The following is a 19,264-nucleotide window of genomic DNA, read 5'->3' on the forward strand; positions in this document are numbered from 1 at the left end:
ACTTTGCGTGAAAATATCTCTGTATCTTTTCTAAACTCTAGGACTCTTAACCTAATTCGAAAGAACTTACAAACTCTTTGATCAGATTAATATGGTCCACTTCTGGAGAAGGATTTTCCTTACTAGGTTCGTATAAATGTTCATCGAACACATGGTAATCGAAAATTTTGAGTTCGAAATCAGGAATAGTAATGATGATATTTTCAGAATGGATATCGAAGATCAGTTTTTCTTCGGAAGCGAGATAGCGGGTTACTTCAATCACCCTATGGAAATCCAAAGCGATCTTTTTAAGTTTGGATTTGCTGATGATCCCGAATCTATGAGTGTCAAAATTCAATTTCCATTTAGGAAAAAGTGCATCTTGGATCGGGTTCTGCCTTACTTTCTCATTTAATCGGATGAATTCTTTTAAATGTTTTCCCGGTAACAAATTCTGGTTATCGCAAGGGGTAAGAGTAACCACTGGAACACCGAAAGGGCTTCTCCTATATCGTAACCCCATAAAAAATCGAGTCGGAAGTACAAGATCAGGGATCAGACTTTTTAATTTCCAATAATGAAGTCTCTCTAATCCCAAACGAGCGAACTTAAAACGGATCTCATCCCTTTTAGATTCCCCCCATGCAGATTTTTGCAAATGATGCATTAGGCCGATCTCTTCCGTTTTTAAATAACGTTCCAGGTTATTCTGCACTTCCTTATACAAGGAGCCAAAAATAGGGTCGGAAGGTAATTTGGATTTTCCTATCTTAACTACTTGGTTCCAGGGAAGTGTATATACGAATTTATAAGACCCTCTTCCTATATAATTTTCAGAGGCAAGAGGCATAAAATTATCTAAAAATTCTCTCCCATATCTATGCGTTATACGAAACACATGAGATACTGGAAAAAGTTTTTCGTAAAATTTTCGTGCAAAGCCGGATTGCCTGAGACGGAAGTCGATAGGCAGATCCTCTTTTGGGATCTGTGAATCTGCTCGATCCGGATCAAAAAATAATTCTTTATCGAGGCCCTTTTCCAGGATCTCGATAAAACTAGGAATCCCGGGAGAGTTCCAAAAATTCCGGATCGCCTCTCCGAATTCGCTGAATCTTCCCTTTTTCGCCATTAAAATCCCAAACCTTATTTGGAATGGTAGTACAAGTCTCTTTTATAAGTAGGGAGAGCTGTTTTATTCTTCTTAGAATTTTCCAAGGCCTTATCTTTCTCTTCGTCGATCCACCATAGAGACTTGGCTGCACCCTCTCCAGAATATCTGGCGAGTGGGTTTTCAGGAGTTCCGAATCTATTCCAGTAAAGTACTCTTGTGGATTTAATTCCCCAAAGAAGAACATATGGAACTTCTTTCGTTAAGATCTTATCTATCTTCTTCAGGATTTCCGTTCTTTTTTTAATATCGAATTCGGTTTTTTGCTGCTCTATAAGTTTATCTACTTCAGGATTTCTAAAACCGTTATAATTATTCTGTCCGTTCTCATTCGCGTATTTGGAATCCCAATGATGTTCAGGATCCGGAAAAGAACTGCCTGCTCCCCAGGCGGCCCAAGTAACATCAAAATCATATTTGTCCATTCTTTCAGACCAGTTAGCAAGATCCGTGCTTTCAATAGTAACTTGGATACCTAGCTCTTTCACTCTTTCCATGAATAGAGTAAAATATTTCTCCACGCTTCTATCTCTTTCCAAGATATGGATCACGAATTGTTGGCCGTCTTTTTCCAAGAAACCTTTCGCATTCGGTTTCCATCCTGCTTCTGCAAAAAGTTTTTTAGCAGCTTCTGGATCGTAGTCTATAGCAGGATTCGGTAATTGCCCTTCTTCCCATACGGAACCATAATAAGAATCCGTAAGTTGGTATTCTCCAAACGCAAGTTTGTCTACCATAAGTTTTCTGTTCACCAAATGAGCGATCGCCTTTCTGATACGAACATCATCGAAAGGTTTTCTTCTCATATTAAAAGCCCAACCTTGGAAGCCCGACTTCTTATCATTATAGATCTTTTGTTTTATGATATAATTCTTATCGAAAGGTTCTCCGGTAGTATCTTGGACCCAAGTCGCAGCCTTATAGACTGGATATAGATCTATATCACCTTTTTTGAATGCCTGGAATGCAACCGCATCGTCGTTAAACACTTTAAAGATAAGTGTATCAAAATTATCCGTTCCCTTATAAAAAGGATAAGCCCTCATCCAATAATCGTTTCTACGTTTCATCTTCACGTAGATACCTTTTTTGGCGGACTGCAATTCATAAGGCCCGGAAGTCACAGGGAATTCAAAATTCTCCTTATTAAAATCTTTTCCATTATAATAATGTTCCGGTAGAATAAAGAAATCATAAGCGATAAATTCAAAATTTTTCCAATGGATCTCTTTTTGAGTAAATTCGACCTCATATTCATTTACTAACTTTGGAGACTCGAAACGAGAAAGATCAATCCGATGAAGTGCAGTATTATTCTTCTTATTCATTATAATTTCATAAGTGAATAATACGTCTTTAGCAGTAATAGGTTTGCCGTCGCTCCATCTGGCATTCTTGTCCAGATTGAATGTAAAAGTTTTTTTATCGGAAGAGATCTTCCAAGAAGAAGCAAGTTTAGGAAGAGGCTCCAATGTAATCGGATGTCTTTCTAAAAGTGGCTCGAACATCTGACCAAAAATCTCAGCAGTGGTGGAAAAATTCTCTAAATACCAGTTCAGAGATTTAGGATACTGATGACTATAGATCCGAAATATCCCTCCCCTTTTTGCATTAGGAGAAGTAGCAGGATTCGGTTTTCTCAAAGCTTCCGGGATACTGTTTGGATCTCCTTCCCAAGGAAGATCTTCAGTGGCTACGGAGATTTGGACTTCTTCTTTCTCTTTACATCCGTTTAAAACGAATGTGATTACGGATAATAAAAGTGTAAAATAGCAAATTTTCAGGAATTTGGAATTTCTTAGAGTAAGGTTCAAAGCACACCTCTTAGGAATGTTCGTGTTCGAAAGCTTCCGGAAAAACCCGATTTCAGGCAAACTTAAATGTAAAATTTTCGATGAAAAGATAGAAGGAGAAGCATGATAGCTGATCCTTATTTAACCCTATGAGCAAAGACAACGTCTGGGATCCGTTTTAGGTTGCCTAGGATCTCTTTCAATTGATCTAAATGTTCCACTTCTATCATGAAACGGGCCATCAAAGTATCCTTTTGGACAGTAGAAGCTCCGGCCTCCAGAATATTCGTCTGAGTTCCCGAGATACTTTTTACCATCTCCAGATAAATTCCCTGGCGATCCTTTGCTTTCACTTCTACTCGAACTGGCACAGGCTCCGTTTGGCCGTAGTCCCAATCCACTGTAATCTGTCTAAGTTGTTCTTCTTCTCTTTGTTTTAAGGCAACATTACAATTCTTTTTATGGACTGAAACGCCACGTCCTCTAGTCACGAAACCGATGATTTGATCTCCCGGAAGAGGAGAACAACAACCTGAAAGACGAACTGGAATATCTCTTAGTCCTGCGACCAAAATTTTTCCACCAGGAACTTGACCTTGTTGATGGGTTTGTTTAGAAACTTTTTCAGAAGGTTTACGTTTAAGTTCCTCTAATACTTCCGCATTTAGAGTAAGTTCCGCTGCACTCTCTGCACCCTGTTCCAGATCCTTGCTCGTCTCTTCTCTGAGTTTTCTGAAATAAGCGCGTAACTTTTGTCTTGCAGAAGGAGTTTTAACAATACGAAGCCAGATAGGAGAAGGTTTGGATCTTTTATCCACAACAACTTCTACCTGGTCACCACTACGTAATTCAGTTCGAAGAGGGATCATTCTACCGTTGATCTTAGCTCCCTTACAATGCAAACCCACATCGGTATGGATTCTAAATGCAAAATCTAGAACTGTTGCACCTTTAGGAAGTTGTATAATTTCTCCCTTAGGAGTGAAAACGAATACCTCGTCCTCATGAAGATCGTATTTTAATTCTTCTAAAAATTCCTTAGGATCCAAAGAAGAATCCTGCCAGGTTTGTAAGACTTCCAACCACTTCACTGTTAGATGTCTTTCGTTAGCATGAGTTTTACCTTCTTTGTAAACCCAGTGAGCAGCGATCCCGAATTCAGCGATCGCATTCATCTCAGCAGTACGGATCTGTACTTCCAAAGGTTTTCCATCCGGACCGATCACAGTTGTATGAAGTGATTGATACATATTCGTCTTAGGAGTTGCGATATAATCCTTAAATCTTCCTGGAACAGGAGACCAAAGTGTATGCACAATTCCGAGTACTCCGTAACAATCTTTGATCTCATCCGTAACGATACGGATTGCTCTTAGATCGAAAATTTCATCGAAGGTTTTTTCCTTCGTTTTCATCTTACGATAGATAGAGAAGAAATGTTTTGCTCTTCCTTCTACATTCGCGTTGATCTGGATCTCTGCGAGTCTCTGCTTCAGGATCAGCTGTAATTTTTCGATATAGTCTTCTCTTTCAGACTTTTTAGCACTGATCCTTTTTTTAATGTCCTGGTATTCTTCCGGAAAGATAACTTGGAATGCCAGATCTTCCAGTTCCGATTTTACCGAATAGATACCAAGTCTTCCCGCAATAGGAGCGTATAATGAAAGAGTTTCGTTTGCGATCCTTCTCTGCTTTTCAGGAGGTTGGAAAGAAAGAGTCCTCATATTATGGGTTTTATCTGCAAGTTTGATCAGAATAACCCGAATGTCTTGAATTGTTGCGATAATGATCTTTCGAATATTCTCAGCAGCTTCCGTCTCTTTGGATTGGCTTTTGATCTGGGAAATTTTAGTTACACCTTCCACAAGTTGAGTGATCTCAGTTCCGAAATCTCGGACCATATCTTCTTTTGTGTATTTTGTGTCTTCGATCACATCATGAAGGATACCTGCAGAGATTACCTTCTCATCCAGACCCAATTCATATAGAATAAAACCTACTTGAAGAGGGTGAACAATATAAGGTTCACCCGAAAGACGGAACTGACCTTGGTGAGAATCTTCGGAAACCTTATAGGCCTTCTCGATCATTTCCAAGGCTTCGGGGCCCATAGTTTCCCGAACTCCTTCGATTAACATTTCTTTGGTGGCAGGAGCCTTAACAAATCCCATGTATTAGGTCCTTATATCCAAGCCGAGATCCAAAAATCTGGTAGTATGAGTCAGGTATCCCATGCTCACTCCTACTCCGGGAAATTCGGACAATGCTTCTAATTTTTCCGGAGTAATACCTCCGGAACATTCTATTAGAATTTTAGGATTTTTTTCTTTTACCCTTTGGAAGGCTTTGCGCGTATCAGGTATATTAAAATTATCTAACATTAAAACGTCTGGTTCCGCCTCGAGTGCATCTTCCAGTTGGTCCAAGGAATCTATTTCTAATTCCACCATTCTGCCCGGAAAATTGGATCTGATCTTTCCTACAGGGATTTTTGCAGATCCGAATAAAGCCAAATGATTGTCTTTGATCATCGCCATTTCAGAAAGATCCAATCTATGGTTGGAACCTCCCCCGCAATACACAGCATACTTTGCAAGTTTTCTGTAACCTGGCAGGGTCTTTCTGGTATCCAGGATCATTATACCCTTTGACCCGTACTGATCTACGATCTTTCTAGTAGAAGTGGAAATACCGGAAAGATATTGTAAGAAGTTTAGAAGGATTCTTTCTACGCGCAACATGGAGAGAAGACTGCCTTGGATCTCTGCGATCTTATCTCCTTTGACGAATTTTTCTCCGTCTTTAAAGAAGAAGTTAAATTGCAAATCTCCATCGGAAAGTTTGGATAATACTTCAGCGACTCCGCTTCCGCAGAGAATACCTTCTTCTCTTGCGTTTAAATATGCGACCGACTTTTGATCTGGAGAGAATAAGGATACGGACGTTATATCTTGGTCAGGACAATCCTCGTCCCATGCCATTTTCGCGAGAGGAAAATAATCCGCTGCGCTCGTCTCTGATATAGGCTTAGTATAAGCCCTCTTCACTTGGAATTCACCGCTAAGTAAAACTGTTTCGAATAATAAATGAGGATCAAGCGGAATTCTAGATTTTCAAACTATAGAAAAAAGAAAGGCCCGGAAAAATCCGAGCCTCGCATTTGTTAGAGTCGCTAAAATATTAGACTTATATTAACGAGCTTCTTCGTCGCTTTCCTGTTCACCGGAATCAGAAGGTTGCTCACTTTCTGTAGAAGGTGCCGGAGTAGAAGGCTCTTCTTCTTCCGGTTCTTGCTCAGAAGTGGAAGCAGGAGGAGTTGTAGTCTCTTCCTTCTTCTCTTCTGGAGTAGAAGCTTCTACTTTGTCGCTTCCAGTCTGCTTTTTAGGAGCTTTTTTAGGATCGAACTTAGTAGATCCTTTAGCAGGAGGAATTAACAATACTTGTTTTGGATAGATCAAGTTTGCATTTCTGATCTTGCTACGGTTCGCTTCGTAGATACGTTTCCAAAGTTTAGAAGTACCGTAATGTTGTTTGTAAGCGGCAATTCTCCAGAGGCAATCTGCAGGAATTTTCTTACGAACTACGTATTTTTTCCAACCTTCAGGAAGTTCTCCGGAAGAAGAAGCAGTTGAATCTTCTCCTTTTTTGGTGGAAGAAGTGGAATCTCCTGCATCACCTTTGCGACCTGCTACTGAAGATCCAGTGCGTAATCTTTCTGCGATATCATCAGACTGATCTACTACGATACGAGAAAGTCTGATCGCTTCTTCTGATCTACCGATAGAATCTTCGTATTTTTCGGAAGAATATAACTCTTCTGCGGAAACTAAAGACTCATCCGCCGCTTTTAAGTTCTCATCAGCTCTTTGGTAAGAAGTTTGGAGATCTTTGCTGGATTTCAGTTTGGATTGATCAATTCCAGCTAGTTTATCCTTAGCTTTTCCGATAGAATCTTTCGCTTCTACCTTTTTCTTAAGCGCGTAAGCTTGGATATTTTTTGCTACAAGTTCTGCTGATTTTTTGCGGATATCATCGACTTCGGAATAACCTTCTTTGATTTTTCCTTCGTCAATCTTACCTTTTGCAGCATTCAAACGTTCTCTTGTTTGAGCTACTTCTGGGTCTTGGCCGCCTGCATATCTGTCCGCATCATCCAGATTTTTTTCGATATCTGCAAGAGAATCGATTAGCTGTTGTTTTTGGGAAAGAGCCAAAGACTTAGCATCAGTTGCTGCCTTTTTGGACTCCAGATATTTTTTATTACTTTGTTCGTACTGATCGAAAGCAGCAAGACGAGTCTTAAGTTTTGCATCGTCTCCGGATTCCTTAGGATAGGATTCCAAAGTGCGGTCTGCATTGTCTCTAAGAGTGTCCCCTTCTTTCTTAAGTTCTACTGCATTATTATAAGGTTCTGCAGCAAGTTGAGAAGCATAAGCCTCATCCGCTTCGTTGATAGCGGTATTAGCTTGTGTTTTTGACTCCTCAGTCAATTGAGGATAAGATTTTTCTAATGCATCATATGCTTTACTTTTTGCATATTCGGCACTTTTTTTAGTCTCGCCCAAATCTTCGTTAGAAGCTTTTTCATGAGCGGTCAAAAGACTTTTGCGAGCTTCTTCGAATTCTCCGGAAGCGTATCTTTCTGCGCCTGCATCTTTAGCGCGAGTGATAGCGGTTTTTGCTTCCGCCAATTCTTTTACGGGTAGTTCCGAACCACAAGCAACTAAGAATCCTAAAACTCCCAGTACCAATGATGGGAACGATATAGCTCGAAAAGTTTTCATTTGTTTTGCACCAGCCAGAGGATCGTTAAAAAAGTGTGCCTTACTTATTTGAAGGCAGCGACTGCATCAGCTTCGTTATCAAAGATCTCGAAGAATGACGTTAATTTAGTTAATTCAAATACCTTTCTTACGGAACCCGCAACATTGATAATCTTAAGTCCGCCCTGGTATTTTTTTAAGTTAGAGAGGCTGGAAATCAAAGCACCGATTCCGGATGAGTCGATATAAGAGACCTTTTCCAGATTGATAATAGTATAGTATTTCTGCTCTTCAATGAGCTTTGCGATCACATCCTTAATCTCAGGGGCGTTGTATAAATCGATCTCCCCATTGATGTCCAGAATTACGATGTTACCGCTTTCCCTTCTGGTGATTTCCATAAAAAATCAGCAACTCCTTTCTTTATCTGTTTGAACCATCCTACAATAGGGGGGTCATTCTCTATATAGTCAACGAGAAATTTCCGGTGTTTCGTACAAATTTTTCCATTTAACAAAAAACTCGCTGAAATTTCCAACTTCGATGGAATGTCGAAGTTCTTTCATGAACTTTTTCATAAAATGCAAATTATGGTACGTGCTCAAGGAAAATGCACTTAGCTCTTTCACGTGATGTAGGTGTCTGATATACCCAATACTGTATCTTTTACACACTTTGCATTCGCATTCCGGGTCCATCGGCTGATCTAAGAGCTTCCATTTTTCATTTCTGAGATTCACTTTTCCTTGAGAGGTGAACACTTGCCCATTTCTAGCGTTGCGGGTCGGAAGAACGCAGTCAAACATATCGACTCCGTTTCGAACTCCTTCCAAAATATCCGGAACAGTTCCTACTCCCATCAGATATAATGGTCTAGTCCTATCGGTGTACGAGGAAATTCCTTCCATAGTTCTGATAAAATCAGGTCTGGGTTCTCCCACGGAGAGACCTCCGATCGCAATTCCGGAGAATGGAAGTGAGCGGATCTTGTCCAAACTCTCTAATCTCAGATCTAAATTGGTTCCGCCTTGGAAAATTCCGAATAGAAATTGATTACGTTTGTCTTTCTCCCAGTAATTCACAGCTTCTTCTGCCCAACGATGAGTCCTGTCTAGAGCATCTTTTATACGCGAAACAGTTCCATCTCCAGGAGGACAATCGTCCAGAACCATCATGATGTCAGAGCCGATCGCTCGTTGGATATCGATCACTTTCTGTGGAGTGAAAAAATGAGGACTTCCGTCGATATGAGAGCGAAACTCCACACCTTCTTGTTTAAATTTTACCAGAGAATTCAGACTGAAAACTTGGAAACCACCGCTGTCAGTGAGCAGAGCTTTTTTATAAGAAACGAAATTTTTCAGCCCGCCAAATTTCTCTAGGACCTCTGTGCCGGGACGAAGATAAAGATGATAGGTATTTCCTAAGATCAGTTCGTAACCTAACTCGTCTATATCGTCAGAGTCCAGGGATTTGACTGCACCTCTTGTGCCCACAGGCATGAATACAGGTGTTGGAATTTCGATTCCGTTGAGAGATAATACTCCGGTTCTAGCGAAAGAATGTGTGTCTGAAACTCTGGATCTATAGATCATTTTTTGTTCGGACAATTCGGATCCAAACAAGTGCCGTAAATATTCAAGCTATGACCAGTGATCTTAAATCCGTTGCTTGCAGCAGCCTGCTCTTGCAACTGTTCGATCCTCTCGTCCATGAATTCTACGATCCTGCCGCAGTCTCCACAGATGATATGATCGTGATGAGTATGACCTATAATATGTTCGTAATACTTATAATCTTGTCCGAAATTATGCTCTTGCAATAACTTCGCTTCTACCATGATAGAGAGAATCCTATAAATGGTGGCCTTGGAAATTTTATCCCTCTGGTCCTTGAATTCTTCCAGTAGGCTTTCCGCGGTAAAGTGATTGTGCAGGGAGAAAATACGTTCTGCGACTAACATCCTTTGGTTGGTGATCTTTAGCCCCTTCTTCTGCAAGTAGTCAGAAAAAGTTTTCATCTCCATCCGGATGGAATCGTCTACGGTTTTCAGAATTTCAGTTTCTCGGTCTTTGTTCATTTTTCAGGAGGAATGGAATTCACTTGCAGAATTTTCCTTTCGGATCAAGGAATCTGAGTGTCCACATTCTTTTCCACAATTTAAGATCCGGATATAAGATTTATCAAGTGGAATTTCATTTTTAGGAAATGAAATACTACTCTTCCTCACCTTCTATCTTGCCCGCTATAGAATAGTACCAGGCTCTTTCCATTTCTTCTGCTATACGGACTGCGAGAATTTTGAGTAGTCTGGTCTGGGCCTGACCCTCTGTTTCCATAAAACCAACTTGGTCTGAATAGATAATCCTTGCAGGGATTTCCGTTCTTTCTAATGGAATTTTTTCGCCGCCTGCTTTTTGGAGTTCTACCTTGCAGACAACAAACATCTCTTTACTCAACTGCTGGCCACCCTGATCCAAAAGCGCTCCTACTTGTTGGTAATGACTGATCTCTCCGTAGATACGATATGCGGCTTGGGACTTCTCCCTGGTCTGGATAAATCTTCCTCGGTAATTGATCTCTTGTTTTACCAGATCGGAGAGAGTGGTATGCATTGCGATCCCATAGGAATTGTTCCTAAAATTCTGCACATACACGGTACGTTTGGAATCTGGGATAGGGATCCCATCAATTTTAGGGGGATTGCCGGGCTCCCGAGTAATATAAGTGCAATTACTTAGGCAAAATACCAGAAAAATCGGAACAAGAAGCCTCATAACATCAGGCTTTTCTCCAAGTATGAGGCGGCAAGAAAATTTCGCAGATTTCAGGCTTTACAATTTAGAGGAACCGGATCTGAATTCGCAAATGGGAAAAAATTTCCTAAAAGTTTTTCCACAAATCCCTTCTCGATCCGGATTAATATTTCTCCTAGTTTTCCTTGCATGGGGAGAAGGTAAAGCAGGCGAAACTGGTTCTAAAGTTTCTGCAGTTTCTCCGAATATAAAAACAAGCCCGGTCGTTCAAAAAAATATTTGGGATGATCTCACACCTGCGGTTTTGGCGGATCTTGGAAATTTAGGTTTTCCGATGGAGATGGAGACTCCTATTTCCGGTTCCTATGCAGAATATAGAGTGCATCATCTTCATATGGGCTGTGATTTTAAGACATTCCATACGAACGGGATCTCTGCAATTTCTCCTTTCCAAGGTTACATAGAATCGATAGGCCAATCCACAAAAGGATACGGCTCTAATATTATTTTAAGATCTTCAGGCTCTAACCTAAAGGCGAAGTTCGCTCACTTACTCGACTTCAAAGGTTTCAGAAAGGACTTAGATCTGCTGAGAGAAGCTTTGGCATTACTCAGCGGTGGAGAATTTCAGGTAAAACTCTCTCCAGGCTCGTATAATCTTCCCAAGGGAGAAAATATCGCCAGGCTCGGAGAATCGGGCACAGGAGTCAGCCATCTACATTTTGAATTACATTTACCTAATGGAACCTTAAACCCTCTCCCCTATTTACCCTTGAGAGGAAAGGATAGATATTCTCCGGAACTTTTACTATTATATGTGGATTCAGAAGATGGAGTCCAAGCAAGATTACCCTTGGAAAAAAAAGGAGAAGGTAAATTTGCACTTCCAGGAAATCAAAAACTGAATCTTGCAGGAGGGGTTCGTTTTAGGTTGGGCGCGTACGACCAAATGACTTCCAGAAATAAAAATAATCTATTCTTTGCAGGACTTTATAAAGACGAGGCTCCATTATATGAAAGATCCTTTAGAGGGATGAGTTACGAAGAAGCAAGGATCCACCATGATATCTTCGATTCGAACCGTTCTTCCTTAAATCCTCCTGTTTATGTTTATAATCTATTCCCCGCAAAGGGACCGAGTATAGATCTTAGAAATTTCGAAACGGGAAGTATAGTCAAACTTGTTCTCAAGGCATCCGATCATGCCGGAAATCATTCGATTCTTCCTCTGGAAATAGAAGTCGGGACGATAAATACCAAAAAACCATCCATTACAAAAACTGAATTTAATTCCACAGATGGAGTTTTAAAGATCAAAACTCCTAACAAAACAACCTATGGCCAGGGCCAACTGATCTTCAAAAAATTGGAAAAACTGGAAGAAGATCTAAAACTTCCCGAAGGACTCAAATCAAAAGGTCCTATTTATGAATTAGAGTCTTCCGATCTTTCCTGGGTTGGAGAAGCGGAACTCACCTGGAGAGGTGCGGCCCTAGGCAAAAAAGACGGGATCTATATCTACGATAAGGCTTCCAAAAAATGGTCCGCTTTAAAACAAAAAGGCCAAACGGGACTGCTCACTAAACTTGGAGCATTAGCAATCCTTACTGACGATGCAAAACCCTCGGTCAATTTTCCATACCTGATCACAAGACATAGAAGGTTCAAGGGTCAGGAAGAAGAAGGAATCGAAGAAAGATTATACACAGTTTCCGACACAGGCTCCGGCTACGCAGGCGGTGCAGAAGTTTTGTTAGAGGGAGAAGTATACCCTAGCGAATTTGACGCAGATCGTAAGATGCTGATCGTTAAATTTCCCAAGACATTCGCCGCATGGAAAAAGTATATGTTACTTCAGATCCGGATCAAAGATAGAGCAGGTAATTCTTCTGATTGGTTTACTGATCTAGTACGGTTTTAGTTTCATAGACTCGGAGTTGAAGAGAGTCGCAGAGTTTTTTTTCACATAGAGACACAAAGTCACGGAGTTTGTATATGAATCGAAAATTAAAAATAGCACTTATAATAGTCGGTATTCCAGTCGTATTAGTCTCTGGGTTGATCTGTTTTTCTCCTACCGTTTATTACATTGCGTCTTATTTCGCATCCAAACAATACAAAGAAGTTCCAAGTCAAAATTTGGAAAACCAGGTCTATTTTAAATTTAAAGAGCCCTTTGGAATCAACACCAAAGACTCGAAATCAGTAAAATTCAAATTGGCCTTTTCTTACGAAGCAAACCAGCCTAAGTTAGAAAAAGAATTAGTAGATAGGATGCCCCAAACCCGCTCGTTAGTGAATATGATAATAGCCTCCAAACTCTCGGAGGAATTCCAAAACATTCCATCCCAAATCGACTTAAGAGAACAGATTCAAGCCACGATAAATCATATCCTAAGCGATGGTCAAATTACCGGAGTTTTGATTTCGGATATTAAAATTAGATAGGATTTTAAGTTCGCACAGAGTTCACGGAGGCCACAGAGTTAATAACTCTCAAAACCCTCGGCGCTCTCTGTGTGTCCGCGCCTCTGTGAGAAAAAATAAAAATCCCCACGATGTTTCCACCGCAGGGATCTTTAGAAAACCAGATTGTTTTCTTTTCTTAGTCTTGGTTTTGGAGAGAATACCTGCTGATTTGCAGGACTTTAAACTTGGTTTCTGCTCCACCAAGATTTAAAGAAGCGTTATCTCCCACTTTTTTACCTAAGAGAGACTTAGCTAATGGAGACTGGTAAGAAATAATATTTCTTTCAGTATCCGCGTCCCAAGCTCCCAAGATGGAATACGTTTGGTCTTCCCCGCTGGACTCGTTTTTGAGTTTTACAGTGGTTCCGATATTGATTCGATCCGTTTTCACGTTGGAAAGATCTAGAACGATAGCAGCTTTGAGCTCTGCTTCCAGTTTTTTGATCTGAGCTTGGAGCTGGACTTGTTTTTCCATAGCGGCTTTGTATTCCGCGTTCTCTCTTAAGTCCCCTCTTTCCTGAGCTTCTCCGATATCTCTGGAGTTTTCAGGCATCTCAACGTTCACCAAATGATCGAACTCTGCTTTTTTAGCGTTTAGAGCACGACGAGTAACAAGAACCGCGTTTTCCGGAATTCTTGCCAGAACATCCTCATCTTCTTCATCATCATCCTCTTCTTCCCAGATAAGATCTGGTTTAAGGGTTCTGATAAGAGACATCAATTTATCTTTTTCAGTCTCTTCGATATAAGGAACTTCTCTATAAAGAGCGTAAACTTTACGGATATATTCCGAGTCTCCGTTTTGGATCGCCTCGCTGATCACAGCCGCTTCATTTCCGAAAAGGATCTCTTGGCAGGTGTTCTTAAGCTTGGTTCCTTTTTCCTCAATCTTGTTCAGAGGTTTAAGTAAACGAAGAACTCTTAGGATCAGATCCTGTCTAGAAACGTTCATCCATTCTTCTTCCCAAGTTTTGAGAAGAATGGATTTTGCCACCCAAAGGAATACTTCAGGATTTTCTTTAGCACGACTGGATGAAGTTTCGATGAATAAGTTTAGTTCGGCAAACTTTCCGTCAGCTTCCAGAACAGAAACAACGTATTTGTTGTTCTTAACTGGCACTTCGAAAAGGAGTCCGACCAGAATATTGACCCAATCAGAATGTGATTTTTTCACTAAGTCCACGAAAGACTTTTTGATATCCAAGTTGCTGATCTTAGAAGAATATTCCAGGACCTCTTCTCTTTTCAGAGATTTAACGATCTTGGAAACATCATCCAACTTTTGGTATCTTTGGAAATCATAAGGACTTCCGTCGTCCCCTTCCATAGTAGAAGCAACTTCATCCAGATACAAATATGCAACGATCTTGCGGAATGAATCGTGAGTTTGCTCTTCTTCAAAATAATGATGAGCGAAAGTATCGATCGCCGATTCAGCCTCTTCTTTGTTTCGAAGCGCTTCGATAGCGATGTCTAAACGTTTAGCAGGATCTGGATTCGCGTTGAATTTTTCGGTCAATTCTTCCGCGTAAGTGATTGGTTTTTCTCTATACCAAAGTTCGTCTTTTTTCTTAGGGTTAAAGCCTAGGTTATCTTCTTTTTTGATAACATTCTTAGCTTTGTTCCACCATTTAGACCAATCAACTACAGGAATAAATTTTCCCGCGATCTCTGCCTTCATTTCTGCAACCAACATATGGTTTTCAAAAGAAGTTAATAATTCTTTAAAGAAGCCAGGAACATCATTCTCGAAAAGAGAAACAACAGAAGCCTTGTCCTCATAGAATCTTACCCAGATATGATCTCCTTTTAGAGGTTTCAAACTGGTGATCGCCATTTGGATAGAAAGTTTGTGATTCTTCTTATCTTTAAAATCTACGAAGATAGAATCTCCGTTAGGAGAAATAGAAACGATCTTACCAACTCCCCAGTTTCTATGAAGAACGTAGTTACCGGTATCGAATACGATGTTTCTTTCGAAGTTGGAAATACAAACCTTAACAGGCTTTCTGTTATTTCCTAACTCGGACATTTTTAAGAAATCTTCCAACAAGCTGTGGTTGGCATATTTCAGTTTATAAACTCTGATTAGTTCGTTTCTTGCTTTGTTGGAAACAGGCTCATGATCCAGGATCTTTTTCAAAAGATAGATCACTCTGTCCCAATCTTCAGTGATCTTGAATGGATCAACTAATGGATAAAGATAACCTGCAAGACGGGTCTTTTCGCGATGGCCTAAAAGGATACGTTCTACTTTTTCTACGAATTGGATATCGTCATAACTATTGGTTACGAAAATCGGCCAGATCTCTTCGAATTGTAGATAATCTTTTGTTTTTGCAAAAGTTTCAATCGCTTGTTTTAGATAAGCGACCGCTTTCTCTTTGTTTTCATCAAGAATTGCTAATGCGTATTTTTTAGCGATCTCTGGGTTCTTGCGATCTTGTTTTGCAAGTTTTTCCAGGATAGGTTTCAGCTCTTTATTCTTTTTTAGTTTTTCAAGAGCCTCTGCTTTAAAACGAAGAGCGTAACGATCCTCTCCGAATTTTAAAATATTATCGGTGATATGTTCAATGATGACCCATTTGCTGGCTTGTTTAAAAGAATCCAGTAAAGTTTTGAAATAAGAAGCAGCGTCGATACTTCCTTTTTGTAGTCCAAGCAATCCAAGCATATATCTTGCGGAAATACTTTCAGAATGATCAGCAAGATGTTCTTCCAATTTTGTTTTGGCAGAATCTGTAAGTCCGGATGATTGAAAGGATTCTATAAGATCGTCGTAAATTTTAAATTTAGATGCTGGAATGGAATTTGCGTCCGAGCGTACATAAATCTCCTCGTTAAAAAGAGAAGTCAGCTTGTCCAGTTCGCTGGCAGGCTTAGTTTCCGCGGTTGTCGCAGTTTCGTTAGACATAGGAATTACTCCGCCGACGGGGTCGGCATTCAAAAATAGGTTCGGATGGGCGGTTTTTTTGTCTCTTAAGAGCCCTTTCAGATCAATTATAGCAGCTTAGGCTTATCCGTAAACTAGAATTTGAGCTTAGGCCTGTACACCTGCCTTTTCGCTATTACTTAGGTATAAATTCGGCAGAAAAAGGGCAGGTTTTTCTTTTTTCGCACAGAGCACACGAAGGCCACGGAGCATTAAAGTTTAATTTGTGTAAGAACGCCTACAAGACAACACCCTCAGTGCTCTCTGTATTCTCCGTGCGAACCCTCTTCTTAAAACAAAAAACGCGGGAGAGTTCCCGCGTTTGATTAGAGTAGGATTGTGAGAAAGGCTTACTTGCCGTTTCCTCCGCCTTCACATTCTTTCTCAGCTTTCACTTTCAACATCTTATCCAACTTACGTTTAGAGCGGCAATCGTCCGCATCAAAGTCGATAGAAGCTCCGTCGAAGTGAACCTCGAATACGTCGGAAAGAACTCTTAGCTCATCAAAGAAGAGATAAACAGTTTCTCCACTCGTATCGTTACGAGAGCGAATTTTAAATTGTTTGAATACAAGTGTCTTCACTTGTGGGAAAGAGTTTACGTCTTGAGGAACTCCCGGAGGAATTTCAAAAGTAAGAGGTCTCCAACCGATAAAGTCCAGATCTCCGAATTGGAAGATATGAGAATCACCTTTCCAATCTTCTAACCAGCCTTCTAGGTTATACTCGTTACCACGACCGCAAACCCAAACTGAAACCGCTTTTACGATCCCTGGGAATTCAACACCATAGATCTTGAATTCTTTTCTTTTATTGTTCGCGTCCAAGTAAGCCATTTTACGAGTGATCTCGTATTCAGGAGTGCGAGGAGGACGGATACTTACGGAGTTATCTCCTGGGAAAGTGAATGCGAATTTAATTCCCAAAACCTTTCCAGTTCCGGCGTCTACGTTCTTGATATCTCCAGGTTTTCCAGGAAGAAGTTTAACTTCTCTCAATGCTTGCGCGTTGGATGCGGTTGCCTGGTATTGGCCCTGTTGTCCTTGCGGAACTTGAGTGTCCTTATCGGTAGTAACTTCCCAACCATAAGGAGCAGAACCAGGAGGATTGTCCCAGGACTCTACAGTAATGGAGCGTAACTCCATTCCACTTACGTCGATACCGGTAGGAGATTCGATCCCGCCTTTTTTCTTTTTGATAAATTGCGCACTCACGGTCCCTAGAAGAAGGATGGAAGAAATACCTACTACTACTGCCGCGGTGATTTTAGTTCTTTTGCTGAGGTTTTTCATACTTGTCCTACCGGAGAGATATCACCAATTGTCCTTAATTTCAGAACCAGGATACTTCGTATCAGATTTATCGGCACGAACTTCTAAATCATCTACATAAAAGTAGAAGCTTCCGCCAACTTCATGAACATCGGATGTCACGAAAATGGAAACGAATCTTAGGTTCTTATCCAATAATGCAAATCTGGTACTTTGAGGAACGAATCCTGGAACAGTTGCAGTTAACTTTCTCCAACCGAAATAATCCAAGCGACCCATTCTAATATTATGGGTTTTTCCTCTATAGTCTCTCAGTTTAACGAATAGAGTGTGACGGAATTTTCTTCCCAGAGCCCAAATAGAGACCTGACGAGCTTTTCCTTTTACGATATATTCGTGAGGAGGAAAAACTTCTACACGATCGAATCCCCTATCGTTGTAAAAAGTTTTGATCCCGAGGATATGGTTCTTTTCTAATTGGTCTCCACCATTATCCGGAACAGTATTCTCATCGAATACGTCTCGGATCAGACCTCTTTGAACCATCTTAAGAGTTTTAGTCTCTCCCAGGGGAGTAGTAGACTTAGCTCTCCAGTCTTCGGACTCCTCGAAGTTTTCGAGTATAATTTTCTCGAGGGGATCCGGTGCTTGGCCGCCTTGGCCGCCTTGGTTCCCTCCCGCAGGCTGCTGACCGGAAGTTCCGGTAATCGCCAAGAAAAAGAGAACGCTAGCTAATAAGTACGTCTTTTTCCCCATGAGAACATCTCCTAAAGATTTAGTGCAATCCAATCTAATTCTGAGAGGGAGGGATGTCCGTAATATCTCCATCCTGAATCAGGTCTTGGAACTTACGTAATACCTCGATCATCTTTCCGACACCTTCTGCCGGAATGAATATGGAAGATTTTTTACTATTGGACCATTCGGAAACTTTTAAATAGTATCCGTTCTCATTCCGTTTTAGATCTACCAGAAACTTTTTGTTCTGGGTTGCGACCTTCTCCGTTAGGATTTCGGGGTCCAAATAGATTTCTCCTTCCCGTCTCTGTGTATAAATATCGGTAGCCTAAGTTCCAAAATTAGCCAAGTAAAAAGTTTTTTGCAGTTCGGGAGAAAAAATCGAAAAAATCGGATCTCTGGGCCGACAAGGTCTCCTCCCAGGTGGAAGGAACTCCTTCGTTTTGCAGAGATCAATCGGCTTTATGAGACATAATTCACCTTAAAAGAATCTTCTCACGCTAAGTCGCAAAGAATAGAAGATATTTGTTGTAGTAGGTCCAAGACTTTCTTCTCTTAGCGGCTTCGCGTGAACCTTTTCTAATGTTTCCTCTTATTCCAAACCAGGATCCCAATGATCCAGATATAGTTTAAGGCGAGAAGACCCGCAAGTCCCAGGACTCCCATATTGAACAAAACTTCTTCCGGATTGGATATCGGGAGAAGTATCCGGGGATTTTTTGGGATATCAAAACCGAACTTTTTACAGGCTTCCAGGACTGCTTCCGCATAATACGAGTTTAACCCTGCGATATTGGAATGAGACAGGGACTGCCCTACCCTAGCGTTTTGCTCCTCCCAATCACATACTTTTTCGGAGAATTGTGGGCAAACCCCCCAGGTTAGGACCTCATCACCTTCTTTCCAATCGGAAGAAACCCAAGGTGCAACATGGAAATACAATGTTTTCTTAATAGAACCCGGAGTGGTCTTAGTGACCTGGTATTTGTATAAAAACTTGGAATCCGTGAATCTATAGATATGAGAATTGGATACTCCACCTTCTTTTTGGAAGATGGTTTGTTCCGGTGATTTTAATCCAAGGAAGAAGCCGAATGCATGGCTAAGATAGAGTGCGGAAACAGGTGCAGAGATAAAGCCAAGGAACAAGGCGAAGAATATACTATTTCCGTAAAACTTGGTTAGCCTTAGGGTCATGAAGAACATAGGGAGAAATAAAAAACCAAGGCAGGCGATCGTAGAGATCAATGTGCCGAAAAGACCGATCGGCAGGAAGAGTGCGGCCATTCCATTTACGAACAGAAGGCCCAAACCTAATAATCTCCAAGGAGGTTCCGGTTTTTTAGGTTTTTGGTTTTCCCAGTTTTTGACTAAGGCAAACATCTCCTC

The 19,264-nt window shown here is 40.8% G+C and carries 16 protein-coding genes; 2 read left to right on the top strand and 14 right to left on the bottom strand.

Translation table 11 applies throughout. From position 1 onward, the window contains the following. Positions 1–46: 46 nt before the first annotated feature. From EHO65_RS05165 to EHO65_RS05205, 9 genes are all read right to left on the bottom strand, one after another. Entirely contained in the window at positions 47–1,114 is a 1,068-nt protein-coding gene (locus EHO65_RS05165; protein WP_135773099.1) for a hypothetical protein, read from the bottom strand. A gap of 14 nt (positions 1,115–1,128) precedes the next feature. After that, a complete protein-coding gene (locus EHO65_RS05170) occupies positions 1,129–2,967 on the bottom strand; it encodes an extracellular solute-binding protein (RefSeq protein ID WP_135773100.1) in 1,839 nt (612 codons plus the stop codon). A gap of 116 nt (positions 2,968–3,083) precedes the next feature. Beyond that, positions 3,084–5,117, bottom strand: coding sequence for a RelA/SpoT family protein (locus EHO65_RS05175; protein WP_135773101.1), 2,034 nt, complete (start codon positions 5,115–5,117; stop codon positions 3,084–3,086). 3 nt (positions 5,118–5,120) lie between these two features. After that, the gene (gene nadC, locus EHO65_RS05180) at positions 5,121–5,993 is read right to left on the bottom strand and encodes a carboxylating nicotinate-nucleotide diphosphorylase (RefSeq protein ID WP_135773102.1); all 873 of its coding nucleotides are present in this window, start codon (positions 5,991–5,993) and stop codon (positions 5,121–5,123) included. A gap of 144 nt (positions 5,994–6,137) precedes the next feature. Beyond that, positions 6,138–7,730, bottom strand: a complete 1,593-nt coding sequence (locus EHO65_RS05185) for a lipoprotein LipL71 (protein ID WP_135773103.1) — start codon at positions 7,728–7,730, stop codon at positions 6,138–6,140. Between the two features lie 44 nt (positions 7,731–7,774). Continuing rightward, positions 7,775–8,110, bottom strand: a complete 336-nt coding sequence (locus EHO65_RS05190; RefSeq protein WP_008595243.1) for an STAS domain-containing protein — start codon at positions 8,108–8,110, stop codon at positions 7,775–7,777. Between the two features lie 69 nt (positions 8,111–8,179). Beyond that, entirely contained in the window at positions 8,180–9,304 is a 1,125-nt protein-coding gene (gene tgt, locus EHO65_RS05195; protein ID WP_167482014.1) for a tRNA guanosine(34) transglycosylase Tgt, read from the bottom strand. Beyond that, the gene (locus EHO65_RS05200) at positions 9,301–9,789 is read right to left on the bottom strand and encodes a Fur family transcriptional regulator (RefSeq protein WP_008595524.1); all 489 of its coding nucleotides are present in this window, start codon (positions 9,787–9,789) and stop codon (positions 9,301–9,303) included. Before EHO65_RS05200 ends, tgt begins: the two co-directional genes overlap by 4 nt. A 136-nt stretch (positions 9,790–9,925) precedes the next feature. Beyond that, positions 9,926–10,486, bottom strand: a complete 561-nt coding sequence (locus EHO65_RS05205; protein WP_135773105.1) for an LPS assembly lipoprotein LptE — start codon at positions 10,484–10,486, stop codon at positions 9,926–9,928. Positions 10,487–10,577: 91 nt separating this feature from the next. Between EHO65_RS05205 and EHO65_RS05210 the strand changes: the two genes are divergently transcribed. Both EHO65_RS05210 and EHO65_RS05215 read left to right on the top strand, forming a co-directional pair. Beyond that, positions 10,578–12,386: a M23 family metallopeptidase gene (locus EHO65_RS05210; RefSeq protein WP_135773106.1), complete on the top strand. Its 1,809-nt coding sequence runs from the start codon at positions 10,578–10,580 to the stop codon at positions 12,384–12,386. Positions 12,387–12,460: 74 nt separating this feature from the next. Beyond that, positions 12,461–12,913, top strand: a complete 453-nt coding sequence (locus EHO65_RS05215) for a flagellar basal body-associated FliL family protein (protein WP_135773107.1) — start codon at positions 12,461–12,463, stop codon at positions 12,911–12,913. A gap of 157 nt (positions 12,914–13,070) precedes the next feature. On the opposite strand, the gene greA is transcribed toward EHO65_RS05215, so the two are convergent. The 5 genes from greA to EHO65_RS05240 form a co-directional block, all read right to left on the bottom strand. Then, a complete protein-coding gene (gene greA, locus EHO65_RS05220) occupies positions 13,071–15,848 on the bottom strand; it encodes a transcription elongation factor GreA (RefSeq protein WP_135773108.1) in 2,778 nt (925 codons plus the stop codon). A gap of 368 nt (positions 15,849–16,216) precedes the next feature. Further along, positions 16,217–17,158, bottom strand: coding sequence for a flagellar filament outer layer protein FlaA1 (gene flaA1 / locus EHO65_RS05225; RefSeq protein WP_135773109.1), 942 nt, complete (start codon positions 17,156–17,158; stop codon positions 16,217–16,219). A 21-nt stretch (positions 17,159–17,179) separates the two neighbouring features. Continuing rightward, complete coding sequence (flaA2, locus tag EHO65_RS05230; protein ID WP_135773110.1) at positions 17,180–17,893, bottom strand: flagellar filament outer layer protein FlaA2; 714 nt, start codon at positions 17,891–17,893, stop codon at positions 17,180–17,182. A gap of 34 nt (positions 17,894–17,927) precedes the next feature. Beyond that, positions 17,928–18,161: a DNA-binding protein gene (locus EHO65_RS05235; RefSeq protein ID WP_086446245.1), complete on the bottom strand. Its 234-nt coding sequence runs from the start codon at positions 18,159–18,161 to the stop codon at positions 17,928–17,930. A gap of 293 nt (positions 18,162–18,454) precedes the next feature. Further along, a complete protein-coding gene (locus EHO65_RS05240) occupies positions 18,455–19,258 on the bottom strand; it encodes a hypothetical protein (protein WP_135773111.1) in 804 nt (267 codons plus the stop codon). Between the last annotated feature and the right edge of the window lie 6 nt (positions 19,259–19,264).

This window comes from Leptospira andrefontaineae (assembly GCF_004770105.1).
Classification (GTDB): Bacteria; Spirochaetota; Leptospiria; order Leptospirales; family Leptospiraceae; genus Leptospira_B; species Leptospira_B andrefontaineae.

Coding starts and splice junctions, on each gene's coding strand:
- EHO65_RS05165 (WP_135773099.1), bottom strand. CDS start 1,114: ATGGCGAAAAAGGGAAGATTCAGCGAATTCGGAGAGGCGATCCGGAAT.
- EHO65_RS05175 (WP_135773101.1), bottom strand. CDS start 5,117: ATGGGATTTGTTAAGGCTCCTGCCACCAAAGAAATGTTAATCGAAGGA.
- EHO65_RS05185 (WP_135773103.1), bottom strand. CDS start 7,730: ATGAAAACTTTTCGAGCTATATCGTTCCCATCATTGGTACTGGGAGTT.
- EHO65_RS05190 (WP_008595243.1), bottom strand. CDS start 8,110: ATGGAAATCACCAGAAGGGAAAGCGGTAACATCGTAATTCTGGACATC.
- tgt (WP_167482014.1), bottom strand. CDS start 9,304: ATGATCTATAGATCCAGAGTTTCAGACACACATTCTTTCGCTAGAACC.
- EHO65_RS05200 (WP_008595524.1), bottom strand. CDS start 9,789: ATGAACAAAGACCGAGAAACTGAAATTCTGAAAACCGTAGACGATTCC.
- EHO65_RS05205 (WP_135773105.1), bottom strand. CDS start 10,486: ATGAGGCTTCTTGTTCCGATTTTTCTGGTATTTTGCCTAAGTAATTGC.
- EHO65_RS05210 (WP_135773106.1), top strand. CDS start 10,578: ATGGGAAAAAATTTCCTAAAAGTTTTTCCACAAATCCCTTCTCGATCC.
- EHO65_RS05215 (WP_135773107.1), top strand. CDS start 12,461: ATGAATCGAAAATTAAAAATAGCACTTATAATAGTCGGTATTCCAGTC.
- greA (WP_135773108.1), bottom strand. CDS start 15,848: ATGTCTAACGAAACTGCGACAACCGCGGAAACTAAGCCTGCCAGCGAA.
- flaA1 (WP_135773109.1), bottom strand. CDS start 17,158: ATGAAAAACCTCAGCAAAAGAACTAAAATCACCGCGGCAGTAGTAGTA.
- flaA2 (WP_135773110.1), bottom strand. CDS start 17,893: ATGGGGAAAAAGACGTACTTATTAGCTAGCGTTCTCTTTTTCTTGGCG.
- EHO65_RS05240 (WP_135773111.1), bottom strand. CDS start 19,258: ATGTTTGCCTTAGTCAAAAACTGGGAAAACCAAAAACCTAAAAAACCG.